At 57.4% G+C, this 21,025-nt stretch carries 18 protein-coding genes; 13 read left to right on the top strand and 5 right to left on the bottom strand.

What is annotated here, in order from left to right; translation table 11 throughout:
• Positions 1–2: 2 nt before the first annotated feature.
• The 3 genes from ppdK to EH31_RS01585 are packed head-to-tail and all read right to left on the bottom strand — an operon-like array spanning position 3 to position 5,951.
• Complete coding sequence (ppdK, locus tag EH31_RS01595; protein ID WP_034957666.1) at positions 3–2,666, bottom strand: pyruvate, phosphate dikinase; 2,664 nt, start codon at positions 2,664–2,666, stop codon at positions 3–5.
• Entirely contained in the window at positions 2,666–5,068 is a 2,403-nt protein-coding gene (gene glyS / locus EH31_RS01590) for a glycine--tRNA ligase subunit beta (protein WP_034957665.1), read from the bottom strand. The genes ppdK and glyS overlap by 1 nt, the downstream gene beginning before the upstream one ends.
• A complete protein-coding gene (locus EH31_RS01585; RefSeq protein WP_034958755.1) occupies positions 5,061–5,951 on the bottom strand; it encodes a glycine--tRNA ligase subunit alpha in 891 nt (296 codons plus the stop codon). The genes glyS and EH31_RS01585 overlap by 8 nt, the downstream gene beginning before the upstream one ends.
• Before the next feature lie 368 nt (positions 5,952–6,319).
• Here EH31_RS01585 and EH31_RS01580 point away from each other — a divergent pair, with 368 nt between their 5' ends.
• The 9 genes from EH31_RS01580 to ychF all read left to right on the top strand — a co-directional run bounded on the left by EH31_RS01580 (position 6,320) and on the right by ychF (position 13,425).
• The gene (locus EH31_RS01580; RefSeq protein WP_034957663.1) at positions 6,320–6,514 is read left to right on the top strand and encodes a helix-turn-helix transcriptional regulator; all 195 of its coding nucleotides are present in this window, start codon (positions 6,320–6,322) and stop codon (positions 6,512–6,514) included.
• Entirely contained in the window at positions 6,501–7,130 is a 630-nt protein-coding gene (locus EH31_RS01575) for a hypothetical protein (protein WP_034957662.1), read from the top strand. The genes EH31_RS01580 and EH31_RS01575 overlap by 14 nt, the downstream gene beginning before the upstream one ends.
• 79 nt (positions 7,131–7,209) lie before the next feature.
• A complete protein-coding gene (locus tag EH31_RS01570) occupies positions 7,210–8,136 on the top strand; it encodes a TraB/GumN family protein (RefSeq protein WP_034957661.1) in 927 nt (308 codons plus the stop codon).
• Complete coding sequence (locus tag EH31_RS01565; protein ID WP_051698851.1) at positions 8,136–9,080, top strand: TraB/GumN family protein; 945 nt, start codon at positions 8,136–8,138, stop codon at positions 9,078–9,080. Before EH31_RS01570 ends, EH31_RS01565 begins: the two co-directional genes overlap by 1 nt.
• A 132-nt stretch (positions 9,081–9,212) precedes the next feature.
• On the top strand, positions 9,213–9,881 hold the full coding sequence (locus EH31_RS01560) for a 50S ribosomal protein L25/general stress protein Ctc (protein WP_034957660.1): 669 nt from the start codon (positions 9,213–9,215) through the stop codon (positions 9,879–9,881).
• 106 nt (positions 9,882–9,987) lie between these two features.
• Complete coding sequence (gene pth / locus EH31_RS01555) at positions 9,988–10,557, top strand: aminoacyl-tRNA hydrolase (protein WP_034957658.1); 570 nt, start codon at positions 9,988–9,990, stop codon at positions 10,555–10,557.
• The gene (locus tag EH31_RS01550) at positions 10,554–11,198 is read left to right on the top strand and encodes a CPBP family intramembrane glutamic endopeptidase (protein WP_051698850.1); all 645 of its coding nucleotides are present in this window, start codon (positions 10,554–10,556) and stop codon (positions 11,196–11,198) included. The genes pth and EH31_RS01550 overlap by 4 nt, the downstream gene beginning before the upstream one ends.
• 70 nt (positions 11,199–11,268) lie before the next feature.
• Complete coding sequence (locus tag EH31_RS01545; protein WP_338390466.1) at positions 11,269–12,252, top strand: SDR family oxidoreductase; 984 nt, start codon at positions 11,269–11,271, stop codon at positions 12,250–12,252.
• A 72-nt stretch (positions 12,253–12,324) separates the two neighbouring features.
• Positions 12,325–13,425: a redox-regulated ATPase YchF gene (ychF, locus tag EH31_RS01540; protein WP_034957657.1), complete on the top strand. Its 1,101-nt coding sequence runs from the start codon at positions 12,325–12,327 to the stop codon at positions 13,423–13,425.
• A 33-nt stretch (positions 13,426–13,458) separates the two neighbouring features.
• On the opposite strand, the gene EH31_RS01535 is transcribed toward ychF, so the two are convergent.
• Together EH31_RS01535 and mutL are read right to left on the bottom strand one after the other, a co-directional pair.
• Positions 13,459–13,890 carry a hypothetical protein gene (locus tag EH31_RS01535; protein WP_034957656.1) on the bottom strand — a complete coding sequence of 144 codons (432 nt, stop codon included), beginning with the start codon at positions 13,888–13,890 and terminating at the stop codon, positions 13,459–13,461.
• 285 nt (positions 13,891–14,175) lie between these two features.
• Positions 14,176–16,062: a DNA mismatch repair endonuclease MutL gene (gene mutL, locus EH31_RS01530; protein WP_034957655.1), complete on the bottom strand. Its 1,887-nt coding sequence runs from the start codon at positions 16,060–16,062 to the stop codon at positions 14,176–14,178.
• A 211-nt stretch (positions 16,063–16,273) separates the two neighbouring features.
• Between mutL and EH31_RS01525 the strand changes: the two genes are divergently transcribed.
• From EH31_RS01525 to mrdA, 4 genes are all read left to right on the top strand, one after another.
• Complete coding sequence (locus EH31_RS01525; protein WP_034957654.1) at positions 16,274–17,317, top strand: rod shape-determining protein; 1,044 nt, start codon at positions 16,274–16,276, stop codon at positions 17,315–17,317.
• A gap of 33 nt (positions 17,318–17,350) precedes the next feature.
• Positions 17,351–18,256 carry a rod shape-determining protein MreC gene (gene mreC, locus EH31_RS01520; RefSeq protein WP_034957653.1) on the top strand — a complete coding sequence of 302 codons (906 nt, stop codon included), beginning with the start codon at positions 17,351–17,353 and terminating at the stop codon, positions 18,254–18,256.
• Positions 18,253–18,813, top strand: coding sequence for a rod shape-determining protein MreD (locus EH31_RS01515; RefSeq protein WP_081853166.1), 561 nt, complete (start codon positions 18,253–18,255; stop codon positions 18,811–18,813). The genes mreC and EH31_RS01515 overlap by 4 nt, the downstream gene beginning before the upstream one ends.
• A gap of 62 nt (positions 18,814–18,875) precedes the next feature.
• Complete coding sequence (mrdA, locus tag EH31_RS01510; RefSeq protein ID WP_051698849.1) at positions 18,876–21,002, top strand: penicillin-binding protein 2; 2,127 nt, start codon at positions 18,876–18,878, stop codon at positions 21,000–21,002.
• Positions 21,003–21,025 lie beyond the last annotated feature (23 nt).

Here is a 21,025-nt window from a genome sequence, read left to right as displayed (position 1 = left end):
ACCTATTTGAGCGTTGCTTGAGCCGCCGCGAGCCGAGCGATCGGCACACGGTAAGGCGACGCGCTGACGTAATCGAGGCCAACTTTTTCGCAGAAGGCGATCGAAGCCGGATCGCCGCCATGTTCACCGCAAATGCCAAGCTTTATATTTGGACGTGTTACCCTGCCCCGTTCGGCCGCAAGTTCGACCAATTGGCCAACGCCTTCGACATCGAGGCTGACAAAAGGATCGCGTGCGAAAATGCCTTTCTCAACGTAGGGGGCGAGGAATTTGGCGGAATCATCGCGGCTCACCCCAAGGGTGGTTTGCGTCAAATCATTCGTGCCAAAGCTGAAGAACGCGCCTTCCTTGGCAATCTCGCCTGCCATCAACGCTGCACGGGGCAACTCGATCATGGTGCCGACCAGATATTCGACGCTCGTGCCCATCTCTGCGAACACTTCTTTCGCCACCTGGTCGACCAACGCTTTCAGGATGGCGAGCTCTTTCCTGGTCGCTACCAGCGGGATCATAATCTCAGGCAAAGGCGCTTCGCCAGAAGACGCTTTCACATCGCACACCGCTTCGAAAATGGCGCGCGCCTGCATTTCATAGATTTCGGGGAAAGTGATACCCAAACGGCACCCACGGTGGCCCAGCATCGGGTTGAATTCATGCAGCTCAGCCGCCCGCCGTTTCAGGTGATCGACACCAAGCCCGGTCACATCGGAAAGCTCTTCGAAGTCAGCGTCCTGTGTTGGCAGGAATTCATGCAATGGCGGGTCGAGCAGGCGGATCGTGCAAGGAAGACCCGCCATCACTTCGAAGATCGCTGTAAAGTCGGCGCGTTGTTCCGGCAGCAGGATATCCAGTGCCGCTTTACGCGCCGTATCTTCTTCGGCCAGGATCATCTGGCGCACAGCTTTAATCCGGCCAGCATCAAAGAACATATGCTCTGTGCGGCAAAGGCCAATGCCTTCTGCGCCAAACTGCCGCGCCATCTTGCAGTCTGCTGGCGTTTCGGCATTGGTGCGCACTTTCATGCGGCGAAGCGCGTCTGCCCACACCATCAAAGTGCCAAAGTCACCGGCAAGCTCAGGTTCAACCGTTGGCACAATACCCAGCATAATCTGACCATTAGCGCCATCGAGAGTGATCTCGTCACCTTCTTTAAGCTCATGGTTCCCGATGCGAAGGGTGCGCGAGGCCCGGTCGATGGAAAGCGCGCTTGCGCCAGAAACACAAGGCCGGCCCATGCCGCGCGCCACGACCGCGGCGTGGCTGGTCATGCCGCCGCGTGCGGTCAGAATGCCTTGTGCTGCGTGCATGCCGTGGATGTCTTCGGGCGAGGTTTCGACCCGCACGAGAATGACCTTCTCACCGCGCGCAACCCATTGCTCAGCCGTATCGGCATCGAGCACTATCTTACCCGCAGCAGCACCGGGCGACGCTGGCAGGCCGCTGCCCAGAACATGGCGTTCTGCTTCGGGATCAAGTGTTGGGTGAAGCAGTTGGTCCAATGCCATGGGATCAACCCGGCGCACGGCCTCTTCCTGCGTGATGAGGCCTTCGGCTTCCATATCCACCGCCATCTTGAGCGCCGCTTTCGCTGTGCGCTTGCCAGAGCGGGTTTGCAGCATCCACAGTTTACCGCGCTCCACGGTAAACTCGATATCCTGCATGTCTTTATAGTGACCTTCGAGAAGGTCGAACACGCGCGCCAGCTCGCCATAGGCGTCGGGCATGGCCTCTTCCATGGAGAGCGGTTTTGCGCCTGCTGCTTCGCGGGCGGCTTTGGTCAGATATTGCGGCGTGCGAATGCCCGCGACAACGTCTTCGCCTTGCGCATTGATGAGATATTCGCCGTAATAGGCGCGCTCACCAGTGGCTGGATCGCGGGTGAAGGCGACGCCGGTCGCGGACGTGTCGCCCATATTGCCAAACACCATCGCCTGCACATTGACGGCCGTGCCCCAGTCACCGGGAATGTCGTTCAATCGGCGGTAAACCTTGGCGCGGTCGCTATCCCAGCTGTCGAACACAGCGCGGATCGCGCCCCACAATTGCTCGGTCACGTCCTGTGGGAATGGCTTGCCCCATTCGGCCTCAACAATGCCTTTGAACTCGGTAACCAGCGCCTTCCACTCTTCGGCAGAAAGCTCTGTGTCGGCATAATAACCGTTGTCTTCCTTGCAGATTTCGAGCGCTTCCTCGAACAGGCCATGGTCAAGGCCCAGCACCACATCGGAATACATCTGGATAAAGCGGCGATAGCTGTCCCATGCGAAACGTTCGTCGCCAGACGTTGCTGCAAGCCCTTCGACGGTCGCGTCGTTAAGGCCAAGGTTGAGGACCGTGTCCATCATCCCCGGCATGGAAACCCGCGCGCCTGAGCGCACCGAAACCAGCATCGGGTCGGAAGCGTCGCCAAACTTTTTGCCAACTGCTTTTTCGATATGGCCGATCGCACCCGTCACCGCTTCGCGCAGAGCATCAGAGAATTCCGCGCCGTCCTGCAAATACGCGACGCATTCTTCGGTGGTGATGGTGAAACCGGGAGGCACCGGCAGGCCGATGCTCGCCATTTCGGCAAGGTTTGCGCCCTTGCCCCCGGTGATTGTCTTGTCGCCTTGGCGCGGGTCGTCATGGGCGGCGCTTCCGCCAAAGGGGTAGACTGTCTGGACCATCAACCTTCAATCCTTGAGAAATCTGCGACCTTGTGAACCGCGTCGCGAAGCCGCGCTAACAGAGAAAGGCGGCTCGCGCGCACATTCTTATCTTCCGCGTTCACAATCACAGCTTCGAAGAAGTCATCAATCGGGCCGCGCAAGGATGCAAGCGCTTCCATCGCGGCTTCGAAGTCTTCAGCCTCAATGGCCGAAGTCGCCTTGGGTTCCGCCTCGTCGAGCGCTGCGATAAGAGCAGCTTCGGCAGGTTCGGGAGTGTGCGAAAGCCCTGCATCGTCATTTCGGCGAAGGCCGGAATCCAGAACGGCTTGGTCTTCATCGCTAGACTGGACCCCGGCCTGCGCCGGGGTGACGTGGCCCTCTTTCTTGAGGATATTCGCCGCCCGCTTGTAGCCAGCGAGCAGGTTTGCGCCGTTATCTGTTGCGATGAAGCTTTGGAGGGCATGGACGCGGGCAAGGAGACGGACAAGGTCGTCCTCTCCGCCGAGCGCAAATACAGCGTCGATCAGGTCGTGGCGAACGCCAGCTTCGCGTTGCTGGACTTTGAGGCGGTCGGCGAAGAAGTCTAAAATTTCGGCGTACTTCGCAACCGCAGCTTCGGCATCAACTTTTAGGGTGCGAAGGAGAGCCATGGCTGCTTCGGCTTCACTTCGGACTTCCGCTAGATCGACCTTCGCCTCATCGAGCAGTTCCAACCGGCCTGGAAAATCGCGGCCATCAATTACACTCCGCCATTCTTTGATCGTGTCCATCGAGATTGCTTGAGTCCTGCCTGCCCAATTCATCGCAGTCTCAACGAGGCAGGCAGTCGCTGCAGCAATCGCGTGCAAGAGTGGAATTCGAAGCAGGTTATCTTGGGTCAACCTAGCTTCGGCAATTGCTGCTCTTCGTAAAGCAAAAGGGTCTTTCGATCCTGTAGGTTTTTCGTTGACCCAAAAGAAACTTACGAGCGTATCCAACTTATCCGCCAAGCTCACCGCCACCGTCACAGGAGCAGTCGGCACCTCGTCGCCCTGCCCCACGGGCTTGTAGTGATCGCGGATGGCGTCGGAGACTTCTTGCGGCAGGCCCTCTTTCTCGGCGTAGTAGCCGCCCATCAGGCCTTGCAGCTCGGGGAATTCGCCCACCATTTCGGTCACAAGGTCCGCTTTGCAGAGGCGCGCCGCTTGTTCGGCTAAGTCTGCGAGTTCTTCCCTTGTGATCTCCTGCGAACGCAGGAGTCCATCATCTTCGTTTTGGAGCTGGGCTCCTGCTTTCGCAGGAGAGCGGGGGGTGACAATGCCTTCTTCACACAGCCAACGCGCAAGCTTCGCCACCCGCTCCACCTTGTCAGCGACCGTCCCGAGCTTCTCATGGAAGGTAATCCGCTCCAGCTTGGTCGCGTGCTGAGCAAGCGTCGTCTTCTGATCAAGCTCCCAGAAAAAGCGTGCGTCGGCCAATCGTGCTGCGAGCACCTTGCGGTTGCCGTCGACCACCACGGCGGGGTCCGCTGCATCAATATTGGCGGTGCAGATGAAGGCGTTGGCGAGTTTGCCCGATGCATCCTCGCACACAAAATACTTCTGGTTCACCCGGGCGGTAAGCTGGATGACCTCGGGCGGCACGTCGAGGAATTCCTCGTCAAAGCGGCCCAACAAAGGCACGGGCCATTCGGTCAGGCCAGCGTTTTCAACCACCAGCCCTTCGTCTACGACAAGGACCAGCCCCGCAGCCTCAGCCGCACTTTTTGCGCCATCGCGAATGATCGCGGCGCGCTCTTCATGGTCGACAATCACATGGGCCGCGCGCAGTTTCGCTGCGTAGTCGTCCGCGCCGTCAATGCGGATCGGGCCAGCTGAATGAAAGCGATGCCCCATCGTCTCACGCCCGCTCGACAGGCCGTCCATCACCACTGGAACAATTTCACCCCCAAGCAGCGCAACAATGCCTGATAGAGGCCTGACCCAGCGCGTGCTTTCGCTAGAGATAGACGCCTCGCCCCAGCGCATCGACTTGGGCCATGCAAAGTCGCGGATGATCGTGGGGATGCTGGCGGCTAAGAGGTCGGAGACCTGCTGCCCTGGCTTTTCGATGACTGCGAAGTAGGTGGTCCGGCCCTTAACATCGCGCTCCTCGAGGCTGTCGCGCGAAACGCCGTTCTTGCGGCAGAAACCGTCCACCGCCTGATCGGGGGCGCCCACGGGAGGCCCCTTGGCTTCCTCGCGCACCGCTTCGGTTTCGGTCGGGAGATCGCGGGCAACCAAAGTCAGGCGGCGCGGGGTCGACCATACGGTGATGTCGCCAGCTGAAACGCCGCTTGCCGACAATTCGCGGGTAAAGAGCTTTTCCAGCTCAGTGCGCGCACCTTTTTGCATGCGCGCAGGGATTTCTTCGGTGAGAAGTTCAAGGAGGAAATCAGCCATTAGACGCCCCCTTATCCTGGATGCTCCATCCCGGGTATTTCTCGGCCCATTCAGGCGCCATTTTTTCAGCGTATTTCTCGCAAGATGAGCGAGCAAGATCGCGCACGCGGCCCATGTATGACGCGCGCTCCTGCACGCTGATCACGCCGCGCGCCTGAAGGAGGTTGAAGACGTGGCTTGCCTCTACCGCTTGCTCATAAGCAGCGATGGGAACGTCAGCAGCAATCGCGTTTTTGCACTCGGCCTCAGCCTTTGCAAACAGGTCGAACAAAGCGTCAGTATCCGCGACCTCAAAGTTCCATTTCGACATCTGGCGTTCGTTTTCAAGAAACACATCGCCGTAGCTTACGCCCTGCTTGTTGAAGGCAAGATCGTACACGTTATCAACGCCTTGAATATACATGGCAAGCCGCTCTAGCCCATATGTCAGCTCGCCCGCGACCGGTTTGCAATCAAAGCCGCCCATCTGCTGAAAGTAAGTGAACTGGGTGACTTCCATCCCGTCACACCACACTTCCCAACCCAGACCCCAAGCGCCCAGCGTCGGCGATTCCCAGTCATCCTCGACAAAGCGAATGTCATGGGCCAGCGGGTCAATGCCGATGGCGCGCAGGCTCTCAAGATAAAGGTCCTGGATATCGCTTGGGCTTGGCTTCAGGATCACCTGATACTGGTAATAGTGCTGGAGCCGATTGGGGTTCTCACCATAACGCCCGTCGGTTGGCCGGCGGCAAGGCTGCACAAAGGCAGCATTCCAAGGCTCAGGTCCGAGCGTGCGCAGTGTGGTTGCGGTGTGAAACGTCCCTGCTCCCATGCGCATGTCGTATGGTTGCAGGATCACACACCCATTGGCCGCCCAAAAATCATGCAGCGTCAGGATCATGTCCTGGAAGCTGCCTGAAGGATCGCGTGCAGGAACCCCAGTCGGATTCGCCGTCGTAGAAGAAAGCTGTGTCGCCATGGGTTGGAGCCAATGACCGATGCCCCGTGAGGCGTCAATGGTGCGGCGCACAAGGCTCAAATCTATGCGCAAAAAAGTCAGCCATTCTGCGCTTTTCGTCATTGAAGCACGACAAAATGTAAGGTGTTGTTGACATTGTAAGCGAATCACTACATAAAGTAAGGGTAACCTGACATTTCGTAAGGTTCATCACACATTATTGCCCAGTTTGCTAATCGGAGCCTATCATATGCGTACCATTTTTAACTCCGCTGCCGCTTCCTCGCGGATCGCTTGAAAAGCGCCAGCCCATGAAAAACCGTCTCAAAGTGCTGCGCGCGGAACGCGATTGGTCGCAGGCTGATCTGGCTGGACATCTCGATGTCTCGCGCCAGGCTGTGAACGCCATCGAAACCGGCAAGCACGACCCCTCCCTCCCACTCGCTTTTCGAATAGCCCGCCTGTTCGACATGAAAATTGAAGAGATTTTCAATGACCAGATCTGATCAAACATCTTATGACAAAGTGGACCGGCCAGCGGCTCGTCCATTTCTTGGCCAAGTGCTGTTTTACTTCGGCTTTTCCCTGTTCGCAGGAGCCATAGGCGCTGCCTTCATGTTCATGAACCGGGGCGATCTTGGCGGCATAGAAATTGGTGTCACGGCGGCATTGCTGGCAATCGGCGGTGGCATGACCTACGCTGGCATTCGTTTCGGGGATTTCGATCCACCTTCATTGTCTTCAAAAACGGGCCGGTCACAGCTGTTACTGCTGACTTATGTTGTCGTCGGCGGCGCTGCCGGGATCTACGTGAATGCTTTTCACACAGACAGCATCCTCGACGGAACGTTCCAGCCAAGCCGAACTGAGGCAATCGTTGCCTTGGTCATTTTGGCTGCCATGATCCCATCTGCATTCTATCAATGGAGGCAGTTTGACGATTTTCAGAAAGCGGCGATGAAAGACGCAACATTCTGGACTTTCAACGTCTATTTTTACGGATACATTGCTTGGGTTATCGGTGCATTTGGCGGAATTTTCCCCCAATTCGATCACCAAGTGATGTTTCTCATCGTTACATTCACTTTCCTCTTCATCTGGGCATTCAAGCGGTCAGGCTGATCGTGCACGCACCCGCTCTTTCATTCACTTCACATTTAACACGTTCACACTAACCCCACCTTCCGAAAGGACTTCCTTTATGAAAATTGCCTCTATCCTTGCATCCGGCGTTGCAGGCTTTGCTCTTTTAGCTTCGAGCCCGGTTCTCGCTGACGATCACGCAAGCCCCGCTGCCGAGGCAGCAATGGAACTTCCGAGCGGCCCAGAGGGGCCCGCCCTTTGGAAAGTCGCCGACGAAGACACAACCATTTACCTGTTCGGCACCGTTCACGTGCTTCCCAAAGAACTGCAATGGTACGACGCTGAAATCGACGCAGCCTTGAACAGCTCAGACACCGTCGTAACCGAAATCAAGATGGACCCGCAAAGCGAGGCGGCAATGGGCCAACTCGCTCAGGCGCGCGGCATCTTTACCGATGGCACAACCTTGCGCTCTCTCCTGAATGAAGAACAAACGGCTACCTTCGAAGCCGCTCTCGCAGGGCTTGGCGCACCACCATCGGTCTTTGATCCGATGAAACCTTGGCTTGCAGGGCTCACGCTTTCCTTGGTTCCCTTGATGCAGCAAGGCTATGATCCAAACTCTGGCGTCGACAAAGTGATTATCTCAAAAGCAGGTGATCGCACGCAGGACGCTCTGGAAACGGCCGAGTTTCAGATCAACATCTTCGACGGGCTTCCCCAGGAGGCGCAAGTTTCCTTCATGATGGAAGCGGTCGAAGGCATGGGCAAGGTCAAGGAAACCATCGATTCTATGGTGGCTGAGTGGGTCGAGGGCGATCCTGATGGCTTGGCAGAAGTGATGAATGCTGATCTTGAAGATGAAGCTCTGGCAGAAACTCTCCTTTATTCACGCAATGCGACATGGGCGGATTGGATCGAAAGCCGTCTCGAGAGCACACCAGGCACTGTCTTTATCGCTGTGGGTGCAGGCCACCTTGCTGGCGACAACAGCGTTCAGGACTATCTCGCTGATCGCGACATCGAAATCGAGCGTGTGCAGTAATGACCTACCAAAGCGCCAGCGCCGCTGATCTAACCTGCCAATCGGCGCGTGCGGTGCTGGCCTTTGCTTTGGTTCTCCTGCTGCTTGCCATTGCGGCGTGCAGCGAGGAGCAAAAGACGGACGAGGTGGAGCCTTATCCCCCTCCCAACCCTCTTTTTTATGAGCTCGCAAACGCTGACGGGGAGGTCGAGGGATGGTTGCTAGGCACCATTCACGCCCTCCCCGAAGGCGTTTCATGGCGAACAGCCCAAATCGACCGAGTGGTTGAGGAGGCTGACTTCTTGGCGGTTGAGGTAGCGAGCCTTGGTAAGGGTGATACGGTCAGGCAGGCTTTCCTTGAGCTCTCGCAAAGCCCAGGGTTGCGACCGATCGAAGACCGCGTCGCTCCCGATCTGCGCCCGGACTTGGACGCAATGGTTGCTCGGCTGAATACATCGCGCGCGATTTTGCGCTCATCAGAGGATTGGGCCGCTGCGATCATGCTCGCGCAGGTCGATGCCCCCGGCGATCCCCAATATGGCGTTGATAGAGCGCTGATAGCGCAGTTCAGCGACCGCGAAGTCATTGGTTTTGAAACCGCTCGCACGCAGCTTGGCATTTTCGATCAATTGGCGCCGCAAGATCAGCGTGAATTGCTCGAGGGGACTGTTGAAGACTGGGCCGCATCCAAAGCCAACCCCGAACGCCTTTTGCGGGCATGGCTTTCGGGGGATGAAAAGACCCTTGAGGCAGCGACAATCGAGGGGATTATGGCGGACCCTGAACTGCGCGATGCTCTTTTGGTGCAGCGCAATTCCAGCTGGATGGCACAGCTTGCGCCTAAGCTAAACGAAATGCCCCGCCCCCTTATCGCGGTGGGGGCCGCGCATCTGGTGGGCCCTGATGGTCTTGTCACCATGCTCAAGGCTCAAGGGTACACAGTGCGGCGTCTTCCTGCGCTTTAGTACCCCCCATCTGAGAATTCAGTTGTATTTCGCCCCCCACACTGTATGTGCCCGCCTCTTGGCGCACTGGTCATCCCTGGAGGCGGGGCGCTGAGAACCATTAGTTAAATATGCAATCGAAAGGCTATTGTTATGAGCGACGCTCTTAATCTGCCCGCCGAGCGCCGCGAACGGGCTGGCAAGGGAGCCTCCCGAGCACTTCGCCGCGAAGGTCGGGTCCCCGCTGTCATTTATGGCGGCAAGGAAGAACCCCTGATGATCCACGTCGAGGAAAAGGAACTGGTGCGTCAGCTGAACACCGGTCACTTTATGAACTCGGTCGTGCAGGTCGTAATCGACGGCAAGTCGGTTCGCTCCATCCCTAAAGATGTCGCTCTGCATCCGGTCAATGATCGTCCAACGCACGCGGATTTCTTCCGTCTGTCAAAAGACTCCAAGATCGAAGTATCGATCCCTGTTGTCTTCATTGACGAAGCCGATGCACCCGGCCTTGTTAAAGGCGGCGTTCTTAACGTTGTGCGTCACGAACTTGAACTGGTTTGTGAAGCGGACAAGATCCCCGGCGAAATCGAAGTCTCGGTTGCTGGCAAAGACGTTGGCGACGCGATCCACATCAGCGAAGTCAAGCTTCCAGCAGGCAGCGAAAGCGCGATCACAGACCGCGACTTCACAATCGCCACGCTGGTTGCTCCATCTGCTCTCAAGCAGTCTGAAGGCGACACCACTGATGAGGCCGATGCGGCTCCAGCAGCTGACGAAGTCGAAGCAACTTCACAAAAGAGCGACGACGACGCTGAGTGATAAAGGGCGAAAAAGCCACTTCACACTGTTGAAATCACCAAGGCACCGAGCTTTCCGAAAGGGGCTCGGTGTTTTGTTTTGTGGAAGGTATCGCTAGAGCGGCACCATGCAAATCTGGACAGGCCTCGGAAATCCCGGCCCAAAATATGCGCTCCACCGGCACAATGTCGGTTTTATGGCACTCGACGTGATCGCCGAGATGCATGGCTTTGGCCCTGAACAAAAGAAGTTCCAAGGTTGGGTCAAAGAGGGTCGTATCGGCTCAGAGAAAATCCTGCTGCTGAAGCCTGCGACCTTTATGAATGAGAGCGGGCGAAGCGTTGGTGAGGCGATGCGCTTTTATAAGCTTGAGCTAAATGCCCTCACCGTTTTTCATGACGAATTGGACCTTGCCCCGTTCAAGGTGAAGGTAAAGCACGGCGGCGGGCATGCAGGGCACAATGGCCTTCGTTCTATCGACAGGCATTTGGGCGCAGATTTCCGCCGCGTGCGCCTTGGCATCGGGCACCCGGGGCACAAGGATCAGGTCAACTCTTACGTTCTGGGCAATTATGCCAAAGCAGAGCAGGATGACTTGATCGAGATGCTTGGAGCAATTGGCGCAGAGGCGAAGTGGCTCGCCGAGGGCAATGATCCCCGCTTTATGAGCGATGTGGCGTTGAGGCAGCAAGCGTGAGCCATCCAAGCGACGAAATGGCGGCAATGAGCACGCGCGAATTGCTAACCGCGACCTGTGCTCAAGCAGCATTGTTCACAGGGATCGGAGCGTTGATCTGGTACGCGTCAGGGCGCGATATACTGGCCTTTGTCACCTTTGACCTTGTTCAGGTCGCGTATGGACTAGCAATCGCAGCCGCGATGATCGCAAGCGGCTTTGCTCTGTTCAAAGCGTTCCCCCGGTTCTCAGAGCAACTGGTGCGCGATCAAGCGCACAGTCTGGCCTTCCTCAAGAACAAATTGGGCATAGGCCCCATCATCGTTATCTCGCTTTGCGCAGGCATATGGGAAGAGGCATTCTTCCGCGGCGGATTGCTCATCATTGCAGGCGATTACATGCCCATGTGGCTCGCGGTGATTGGCACCTCAATCATGTTCGCCGCGATCCACCTTGCAAAACTTAAGGTCGCAATTTTGATCGCTGTGATAGGATGTGTTTTTGCGGGGCTCTATCTAACGCTGGAAAGCCTGCTTGCCGTGATGATTGGACACGGGCTCTACGACATTTGGGCGCTTTGGTACGTCCAGAATGAAATGCACCGGCTTGGTGTTTTTGATGAGTTGCAAAGCGATATCGACGAAGCGGCGCAGCTGGGATAGTATGGTGCCAATTGCGCAAACGGTCCGATTGGCCGTTGCCCCGAAACCGGAGATTGACCCCATGCCTAATATGAACCGTCGCACCCTTCTTGCAGGCGCCGCAGCCACAGGAGCGCTTGCGGCAAGCGCTTATGTCGCTGCTGAGGACAAGATCAGCGTTGATCACGATATGAGCGGCAAATCGGTCCTCATCACCGGATGCTCCACGGGTTTTGGCAGGCTGGCAGCTGAAAAGTTCGCGCGCCAGGGGGCAAAGGTTTTTGCCACAATGCGCAACCTGCCGCGGGCAGAAGCGGACGAACTGCGTGTGCTTGCCCTGAATGAAAAGCTCGACCTGCAAGTGATCGAGATTGACGTTACCTCGGACAGCCAAGTGGAAAGCGGCGTGCAACAAGCGCTTGCTGCGACAGGCGGCACTTTGGATGTCCTCATCAATAATGCGGGCACGTCTTACGGCGGCCCGATTGAAATTCAGGACATGGAGGCAACGCAGCACCTGTTCGATGTGAACGTCTTTGGCCCGCACCGCATGGCGCGCGCGGTCCTTCCCGCGATGCGCAAGGCGAAAAGCGGCCTTATCATCAACGTCACATCCCAACTGGGCCGCGTGATCGTTCCGGCCTACGCGCAATATTCGCCGACCAAATTTGCTCTTGAAGCCATGAGCGAACAGCTTGCCTATGAGCTTGTACCCCACGGTATCGATGTGAACATCATCGAGCCAGGCGGCTATCCGACCATGATCTGGAAAAACTCGAACGAGAACAGCCTTGCGCTACTCGAACGCGCTGAAGAAAAGCACACTGCCGGATATCAGGCTCTGATCGCGCAATTGGGTGGGCGCACCGGCGGTGGTTCGACCGATCCGATGGATGTGCCAAACGCTATGGCTGAGATTATCGCGATGCCGGCTGGCACGCGCCCGCTTCGGCGCGAAGTGCACCCTGGTGCCAAACCGCAGATGGCAATCAACAAGGTCAGTTCCGAAGTTCAGGTCGGCTGGCTTGGCGGGAGCCCTTATGGCCCTTGGATCAAGGCGGTTCACAACTCCTGACCAAGCAGGCTGGTCAAGCGCCCTGCCCCAAGCTAAGGCGCGCGAAAACCTCTTATACGAAAGAACGCACCCATGGGTTTCCGTTGCGGGATCGTTGGCTTGCCCAATGTTGGCAAGTCCACTTTGTTTAATGCTCTCACAGAAACGCAGGCCGCGCAGGCTGCGAATTATCCGTTTTGCACGATTGAACCCAATGTGGGTCAGGTCGCTGTGCCGGATGAACGGCTAGACAAAATTGCCGCGATTGCAAAAAGCGCGAAGGTTGTCGCGACACAGCTCGCCTTTGTGGATATTGCTGGTCTTGTGAAGGGCGCTGCCCAAGGTGAGGGGTTGGGCAACCAGTTCCTGGGCAATATCCGCGAGGTTGATGCGATTGTGCATGTACTTCGCTGTTTTGAAGACGACGACATTCAGCACGTATCCAACCACGTCGACCCGATTGCCGATGCCGAGGTGGTCGAGACAGAGCTTATGCTATCTGATTTGGAAAGCCTTGAAAAACGCGTTGCCAACGCGGCAAAGCGGGCCACGGCTGGCGACAAGGAGGCCAAGATTATGGCCTCTGTCTTGGGTCAGGCACTTGAGCTTCTCAAAGATGGCAAGCCCGCGCGTTTGGTGGAGCCCAATGACGAAGAGGAAGCGCGCGTCCTTCAACAGGCGCAGCTTCTGACGGCAAAACCCGTTTTGTATGTCTGCAATGTCTCAGAAGACGAAGCGGCCAGCGGCAATGCGCTTTCGCAAAAAGTGTTCGCCAAGGCTGAGGCTGAGGGCGCACAGGCCGTTGTTGTCTCTGCCGCAATTGAGGCGGAGCTTGTGACGATGCCGCAAGAAGATCGGTCGGAATACCTCGCCGAACTTGGCCTTGAAGAGAGTGGGCTCGCACGGGTGATCCGCGCTGGATACACGCTGCTAGGCCTCAAAACTTTCTTCACAGCTGGCCCAAAAGAAGCGCGGGCGTGGACATTCCCGAACGGCGCAAAAGCGCCCCAAGCGGCAGGCGAAATTCACACTGATTTCGAACGAGGCTTCATCCGCGCAGAAACAATCGCGTATGACGATTACATCGCACTTGGCGGGGAAGCTGCGGCGCGCGAAGCGGGCAAGCTGCGTCAGGAAGGCAAGGAATACCTTGTCCAGGACGGCGATATATTGTTGTTCAAATTCAACGTGTAGAGCTTGGGGTAAGGGGGAAAGTCCCCCGCACCGTTACTCGCCTTCAGGAACAGATCCGCTTGAGAATTGGATGAGCCCGTCTCCGGCTCCCAATTCTCTCGCCATATCCTTAAGGTGCGCGTTAAGCAATCTGCGCATTATTGCCTCGCCATGCGGGGTGATCCGCGTGGTCGCACCGCAATCCTGTAACAAATCTCGCTCCGCAAGACGCTCGATCCAGTTGCGGATGGCATCAGAAGATAGGCGCAGTTCCTTTGCCAAGGCCTCTGGCCGGCACACTCTCGAACTTCCGGCGGTGATGAAAGCATACAAAAGTATGTCCCAACCTGGTTCACCCAAAAGCTCAGGATCAATCAATTGAATGCGTTCCTGCCGATACGCAAAGAGCCGCTCGGCTTGAGCGACGACAGGATCGCCAAGCCTGTCGGTCCAGCCCTTGCTAGTATCACCAAACGCAATTTTCATAGTGCTAGACTAGCAATGCCTCCACGCAGGGACGCAATGCACTCAAACCTCTAAGGGTCAGCCTGAGGAATTCCTGCACCAGAACGCAATACGCGCCCCTGCAGCGCAAGGCATCCTCCAAAGCCGCCTAATTGTGTTGTGGCGAGCGATCCATTGGAATGACTAACACAGTTATGTTCAAAATGGTATAGTTTTGGGTCCACTTTAGAGCGAACTCTACCTTTCAATGACTTGGTGGACCATTTGCGTGAGTTGCGCGGCTAACTTGAAGCATTAGTGACCGGCTCAATGGCGGCCGAACAGTTTTTCAACGTCTTCCATACTCAGTTTAACCCAGGTGGGCCGCCCGTGATTGCACTGTCCGGAACGCGGAGTTGCCTCCATTTCGCGAAGGAGCGCGTTCATCTCGGCAACGCTGAGAACCCGCCCTGCTCTTACCGATCCGTGGCAAGCCATAGTAGCGAGCACGTATTCAAGGCGCTCAGCTAGGAGCAGCGAGCCGCTTGTCGCCTGCTTGCCATGCTTTGCAATGTCATCGGCAAGATCGCGCAAAAGCTTGCCCGTGTCAGCCTTTGCGATGGCCGAAGGAACAGCGCGCACAAGCATCGCCGCTGGCCCAAAGCGCTCAACCGAAAGGCCGTAGCGCGCAAGGCCTTCTGCTGCATCTTCAAGCCGGTCGCAGTCCGCTTCGTCCATTTCGACGACATCGGGGACAAGCAAAGCTTGGCTGCGCTGGACGGCTTCTTCTGCACCGGACCGTTTCAGGCGTTCAAGCACCAGACGTTCGTGCGCTGCGTGTTGATCAACGAGGATCAGCCCGTCTTTGCTTTCAGCAACAATGTAAGTGTTGGCGACCTGTCCCCGCGCAATCCCCAAGGGGTAGTCCTGCGTTTCCTCTGACAGCGGTACGGCCTCTTCAGCGCGCCCTTGGGGCAGAGCGGAGTGTTGCGCCGAAGCGCCTTGCTGTGACGCCGCATAAGGTGACGCAAAGCCGGGACGCGTCTCTGCAAGATAGGCGTCGCTCGCCTGCCTGTCTGGCGCGTCGAATATCGAGCGCATGGCGGGCGCGTCTTCGTGCGGAATGGGCCGGGAGGGTTCAGCGACCCAGCGCCCCATGGCGGCGCGGTCAGGGCCTTGGGCAGAACGCCGGTCGCCTGTTGCCAGCGCTTGGCGCAAGCCAGAAACGATAAACCCGCGAACCCCGGCGGCATCCCTGAAGCGCACTTCAGTCTTGGCCGGATGGACATTTACATCCACATCTTGCGGCGGGATGTCCAGAAAAAGAGCAAGCACCGCATGGCGATCACGCGCAAGCATATCGGAATAGGCCCCGCGTACTGCGCCCGTGAGCAGCTTGTCTTTGACCGGGCGCCCGTTCACAAACAGATATTGGTGATCGGCAACGCCCCGGTTGTACGTCGGTAGCCCCGCCAACCCTGTCAGCCGCATGGGGCCATGCTGCCCTTCCCTTGCGAGGTCGATCTCTACCGCATTGTCTTTAAGCTCGCGCGCGACGATCTGTGAAACACGCGTCGCAAGTGGCTCATTCCCTTGGGTGTTCAGTCCTTTTCGGACCTTCCCGTCAGTGACATTTTCCAAAGTGAATGCAATATCAGGCCGGGCCATCGCAAGACGCCGGACATTGTCGAGGCAGGCCATATACTCGCTGCGCGCCGTGCGAAGGAATTTGCGGCGCGCAGGGATGCGGGCAAAAATCTGCTCAACCCGAACGCGCGTTCCATAGGGAAGCGCTGCGGGCCCTTCTTCCACCAAATCGCCATGATCCACCACTCGGCGCCATCCCGCATCTTGGCCTTCTTCTGCCCCGCGAACACGGCTTTCCAACGTCAGACGAGCGACGCTGGCGATGGAAGGGAGCGCTTCTCCGCGAAATCCCAGGGTTGCAACCATTTCAATGGCTTCGTCCGGCAATTTAGATGTCGCATGACGTTCAAGCGCGAGCGCCATCTCATCCGCGCTCATCCCGCAGCCATCATCAGTTACCTCAAGCCGGGTAAGCCCCCCATCAACAAGCGACACAGCGATTCGCGAAGAACCTGCGTCAATCGCGTTTTCAACCAGCTCTTTTAGGGCAGAAGCAGGCCTTTCAACGACTTCTCCGGCCGCAATACGGTTGACGAGAGTTTCAGGAAGGCGGCGAATTTCGGGCATTTGTCTCATGCTAGCGCTAAAGCGTCGCAAATTCGAGGGCAGCGGGGGAAAATCCGCTCCACAGTCAACAAAAAATTTTCCCTTTTTGCGCGGGGTTCGCTAGGCGGAATGCACAAGACGTGTGAACACATCAAAGAGTGTGAGCACATATGGACTTGGTGCACCCGCACGGCGGGATCGCACTTACGGGATATCACGGAACACTTCGAAAATGAGCTTCTTTGCCAATCTTTTCAAATTCGGGTCGCAAAACATGGCGATCGATCTGGGGACCGCCAACACGCTGGTCTATGTTCAGGATCAAGGGATCGTCCTGAACGAGCCTTCTGTGGTTGCGATCGAGACGATTAACGGGATCAAGCGCGTCAAGGCGGTTGGCGATGATGCAAAGATGATGATGGGCAAGACGCCGGATTCAATCGAAGCGATCCGTCCGCTGCGTGATGGTGTTATTGCCGACATCGAAATCGCGGAAGAAATGATCAAGCACTTCATCCGTAAAGTTCACGGCAAGCGTAACCTGTTCCGCTATCCCGAAATCGTTATTTGTGTGCCATCGGGTTCGACCTCGGTTGAACGACGCGCAATCCGCGATGCCGCATCGAACGCTGGCGCTTCGGAAGTGCATCTTATCCTTGAACCAATGGCCGCGGCGATCGGCGCTGATATGCCTGTAACAGAGCCTGTAGGTTCAATGGTCGTTGATATCGGCGGCGGCACAACCGAGGTCGCCGTTCTTTCGCTTCGCGGTCTTGCCTATACCACATCGGTTCGCACCGGCGGCGACAAGATGGACGAGGCAATCGTTTCCTATGTCCGCCGACACCACAACCTTTTGATCGGTGACAGCACCGCTGAACGGATCAAGAAGGATTATGGCATCGCCATCAGCCCGGATGACGGGATCGGCGAAACGATCACTCTTAAGGGCCGCGACCTTGTGAACGGCGTGCCTAAAGAGATCACGATCAACCAATCGCACGTCGCAGAAGCTTTGTCGGAACCCATTGGCGCGATTGTTGAAGGCGTGCGTATCGCTCTTGAGAACACCGCGCCCGAACTGGCCGCTGACATCGTGGATCAGGGTATCGTTTTGACCGGCGGCGGCGCACTTATTCGCCGTTTGGATGAACATCTTCGCGAAGAAACCGGCCTTCCCGTTTCCATCGCTGAAGACCCGCTCACCTGCGTTGCAATCGGCACTGGCCGTGCAATGGAAGACCCGGTTTATCGCGGCGTGCTGATGACCGCGTAAGGCACTATTTGAAGTAAGGGGTCACTTTCAGCCATGGCGTCGCCCAAATCGCGTCGATCGGGCTTTTCGAAAAAGCAGCAGTATTCGGTCTTTACCGGGTATCTGTTGGCGACCCTTGGCGCGGTGCTTGGGCTCGCTCTGTTGGCAATATCCCTTTGGCAGCCTGCGATCATGCAGCCTTTGCGCGGCACAGCTACGACCATTGCCAGTCCTGCTGGCGAAGCGACCGCAACAGCGCGCGCAGGCAAGAACGGCATCTGGGCCACGATCAGCGGGTTTTGGAGAGCGGGCAGCCAGAATGCAGCCTTGCGGGAAGAAGTCGAGATTGCGCGCATACGCCTTGCCGAGACGCAGGCTGTGGAAGCTGAGAACGACCGCTTGAAGGCGCTTTTGGGCCTCTACAATCAGGAAAATCCGCCTGTCGCGACCACAAGGCTTGTCGCCTCCAGCTCGTCGTCGGTGCGCCGGTTCGCCTATATCGGCGTTGGCCGTGCAGACGGGGTGGAGATTGGCATGCCGGTCCATTCAGAGCGCGGCGTGATCGGGCGCATACTCGAAACCTCGTTCGCCTCTTCGCGCGTGCTGCTCCTTACCGACACCGAAAGTGTGCTTCCCGTGAGGCGCGCGTCTGACCAAACGGTGGCTTTTGCAGAAGGTCGCGGCGACGGGTTTTTGCGCATCCGCCTGATAAACCTCGGCCTGAACCCGCTCGAGATTGGAGACGTGTTCGTGACCAGCGGGGCTGGCGGATATTACCGCCCTGGTGTTGCGGTCGCAGTGCTGTCTGAGATCACACCCGATGGAGGTATCGCGCAGTTAATTGCAGAGCCTGCTGCGACCAATTATGTCAGCGTTGAGCCGATCTATGAGCCCTTGGCGGTGGAGGCCGCAGGGGTGCGTGAGCGCGACGAGCTCACCGAAGAGGAGCTTGCCAATTGATCGACCGGCTTGATCCTCCGCTACAACGCCGCGCGTATGGCGGTGACGAAATCAACCGCGTTCAAGATCCATGGCGCACAAATTCGGTTCACTACGTCACTATCGTTTTGGGATCGCTGCTTCCGCTGTTCGTTATTGCTGACACCATGCCAATCGCCCCGCCCTTGGGCTTCATCCTTTTTCTTGGCTGGAGGCTAATGCGGCCAGGTTTGATGCCTTTGTGGGTTGGTGTCCCGCTTGGCGCATTTGACGACCTCTTCAGCGGGCAACCCTTTGGCAGTGCTATCTTTTTGTGGTCGCTTACGATGATCGCGCTGGAGCTTATTGAGACACGCTTCCCCTGGCGCGGGTTTTGGCAGGACTGGTTCACCGCCGGTTTTGGTATTTTGCTCTATATTGTTGCGGCGATGATCGTGTCCGGGGCCACTCTTTCTGCTGAATTATTGATCGTGATCCTCCCTCAGATCGCGCTTTCAATCCTACTTTATCCGTTGATTGCGCGGGTGATCGCATTCGCTGACCGTTTCCGCCTGTCTCGGGCCCGGAGGATCGGGTGAAGCGGTTTTTCAAACTTCGAGGCGGTACGAAGCGCAGTGGCCCCGTGGTCAATGCATCGACGATGCGCAACACTTTTGAGCGGCGCACGGTTGTGATCGGCGGGATTCAGGCTTCTATCGGGGTCTTGCTGGCTGCGCGGATGGGCTATCTCGCGATTGCCGAGAACGAGAAATATCGCCTCGAATCAGAAAGCAACCGGGTAAACCTTACGCTGATCCCCCCGCGCAGAGGGTGGATATTGGACCGCAACGGCGACCCCCTCGCCTCCAACCGGGCTGATTTCCGGGTCGACGTTGTGCCGGAACGCCTGGCCAACCCCGAAGCGATGATTGATGAGATTGGCGGGTTGCTCGGCCTTGAAGCAGATAGGATCACGGACCTCAAAACGAAGGTCACCAGCGCGCGCGGGTTTGCCCCTGTGGAAGTTGCAAGCGGGCTGAAATACGAACAATTTGCAGCGCTAAGCGTGCGCCTTCCCGATTTGCAGGGTGTGGTTCCACAGCGCGGCTTTTCGCGATTCTATCCCACCGCATCTTCTGTCGGCCACCTGATTGGTTATGTCGGGCCCGCATCAGCCGAAGAGTACGAGCTGGACCGTAACCCTATCCTGATCACGCCCGGCTATAAGATCGGCAAGGATGGTCTTGAAAAACAATTTGAGCAAAGCCTGCGCGGCACACCGGGAGCGCGCCGTGTCGAAGTGACCGCCGGCGGCCGTATCGTGCGCGATCTTGAAACGCGCGACGATATTCAAGGCGAAGCGGTCAAACTCACGATCGATGGCCCGTTGCAGGACTACGCCGCGCGCCGAATCGGGCTCGAAAGCGGCTCGGTCGTGGTCATGGACTGTCAGACGGGCGACCTTTTGTGCATGGCCTCCATGCCAAGTTTTGACCCAAACAGCTTTTCCGATGGCATTGGCTCGGTCGAATATTCGATGCTTCGCGATGACCAGCGTGTGCCGTTGCGCAATAAGGTTCTCAAAGGACTTTACCCACCCGGATCAACTGTAAAGCCCATGCACTGCCTCGCGTTTCTCCAAGCGGGTGTCTCCCCGGATGAAACGATTGTTTGCGGCGGTGGGCGGCGCATCGGCAGCCGTTTCTTCAATTGCCACTCCAATCACGGCGTCGTGAACATGGACAAAGCTATCGCGCAAAGCTGCGACAGCTATTTCTACCATTTCGCTCAGAAAATCGGTTTCGATAAGGTGGCAGCGTTGGCCAAAGACCTTGGCATGGGGCAGGAATTTGACCTTCCCGTGACCAGCCAGTTCTACGGCACCGTTCCCACATCCGACTGGAAATTCAACAAGTTTGGCCGCAAATGGGAGACGTTTGACACGGTGAACGCCTCGATTGGCCAAGGGTATTATCTGGCCAGTCCCTTGCAATTGGCAGTGATGAGTGCGCGGCTTGCCACGGGTAAACGCGTGATCCCGCGTCTGCTTCTGGATGGTCCGGCATCGCCACCTGAAAGCTATGGCTTTAACCCGGAGAAACTCGCTCACGTGCATCAGGGGATGAACAATGTTGTGAACGGCGCCGGTACCGCCCGCCGGGCGCAGCTGCCGATCCCCGACGTGCAGATCGCCGGGAAAACCGGAACTGCGCAAGTCGTCTCCCTCAGCGTGTCCGATGGGCGAAGCGGGCCGTGGAAATATCGCGATCACGGGCTCTTCACCTTCTATGCCCCTGCCGACAATCCGCGCTATGCCGGCGCAGTTGTGATTGAGCATGGCGGGGGCTCAGGTGCAGCTTATCCAATCGCTCGCGATGTGATGACGTTCATGTTCGATCCGGCCAAAGGTCTTGAGGCCCTGCGCGGTCTTGAGCAGCAATGGGGTGGCACCGCGCAAGAACGGTTAGAGCGCCGCTATGCTGCTTATGCTGCTGAACGCGGTGCAACAGTCGAGCCGCCTCCCCAGCGCGATGAGGACATCTTTGACCGGGTCGAGGCTGAGGCCCGGCTTGAAGCAGAGCAAACACAGGAGATCGGTGAGACTTTTGTGGTGCCGCGCGAGGATCAAGCCGCCAGAGGGTCTACCCCGCCACCCGATGCTCTTGTGACCACGCCTGGCCCGGCTCCAACATCAGGCCCAGCGCCAGCATCAGGCCCAGCGCCAACATCAGGCCCAGCGCCAGCATCAAGCCCAGCACCCGCGCCCAGTCCCGAGCCAATACCGTGAGCGCAAACACCGGCGTCATCCCA

It is taken from the genome of Erythrobacter longus, from assembly GCF_000715015.1.
In the GTDB taxonomy this organism is placed as follows: domain Bacteria; phylum Pseudomonadota; class Alphaproteobacteria; order Sphingomonadales; family Sphingomonadaceae; genus Erythrobacter; species Erythrobacter longus.
The sequence above is the reverse complement of the archived record's forward strand: the minus strand, read 5'-3'. Positions and strand labels throughout refer to the sequence as shown.

Coding starts and splice junctions, on each gene's coding strand:
- EH31_RS01570 (WP_034957661.1), top strand. CDS start 7,210: ATGAAAATTGCCTCTATCCTTGCATCCGGCGTTGCAGGCTTTGCTCTT.
- mutL (WP_034957655.1), bottom strand. CDS start 16,062: ATGCCCGAAATTCGCCGCCTTCCTGAAACTCTCGTCAACCGTATTGCG.
- mrdA (WP_051698849.1), top strand. CDS start 18,876: ATGCGCAACACTTTTGAGCGGCGCACGGTTGTGATCGGCGGGATTCAG.
- EH31_RS01580 (WP_034957663.1), top strand. CDS start 6,320: ATGAAAAACCGTCTCAAAGTGCTGCGCGCGGAACGCGATTGGTCGCAG.
- ppdK (WP_034957666.1), bottom strand. CDS start 2,666: ATGGTCCAGACAGTCTACCCCTTTGGCGGAAGCGCCGCCCATGACGAC.
- EH31_RS01560 (WP_034957660.1), top strand. CDS start 9,213: ATGAGCGACGCTCTTAATCTGCCCGCCGAGCGCCGCGAACGGGCTGGC.
- EH31_RS01545 (WP_338390466.1), top strand. CDS start 11,269: ATGAACCGTCGCACCCTTCTTGCAGGCGCCGCAGCCACAGGAGCGCTT.
- glyS (WP_034957665.1), bottom strand. CDS start 5,068: ATGGCTGATTTCCTCCTTGAACTTCTCACCGAAGAAATCCCTGCGCGC.
- EH31_RS01575 (WP_034957662.1), top strand. CDS start 6,501: ATGACCAGATCTGATCAAACATCTTATGACAAAGTGGACCGGCCAGCG.
- EH31_RS01535 (WP_034957656.1), bottom strand. CDS start 13,890: ATGAAAATTGCGTTTGGTGATACTAGCAAGGGCTGGACCGACAGGCTT.
- pth (WP_034957658.1), top strand. CDS start 9,988: ATGCAAATCTGGACAGGCCTCGGAAATCCCGGCCCAAAATATGCGCTC.
- ychF (WP_034957657.1), top strand. CDS start 12,325: ATGGGTTTCCGTTGCGGGATCGTTGGCTTGCCCAATGTTGGCAAGTCC.
- mreC (WP_034957653.1), top strand. CDS start 17,351: ATGGCGTCGCCCAAATCGCGTCGATCGGGCTTTTCGAAAAAGCAGCAG.
- EH31_RS01565 (WP_051698851.1), top strand. CDS start 8,136: ATGACCTACCAAAGCGCCAGCGCCGCTGATCTAACCTGCCAATCGGCG.
- EH31_RS01585 (WP_034958755.1), bottom strand. CDS start 5,951: ATGATCCTGACGCTGCATGATTTTTGGGCGGCCAATGGGTGTGTGATC.
- EH31_RS01525 (WP_034957654.1), top strand. CDS start 16,274: ATGAGCTTCTTTGCCAATCTTTTCAAATTCGGGTCGCAAAACATGGCG.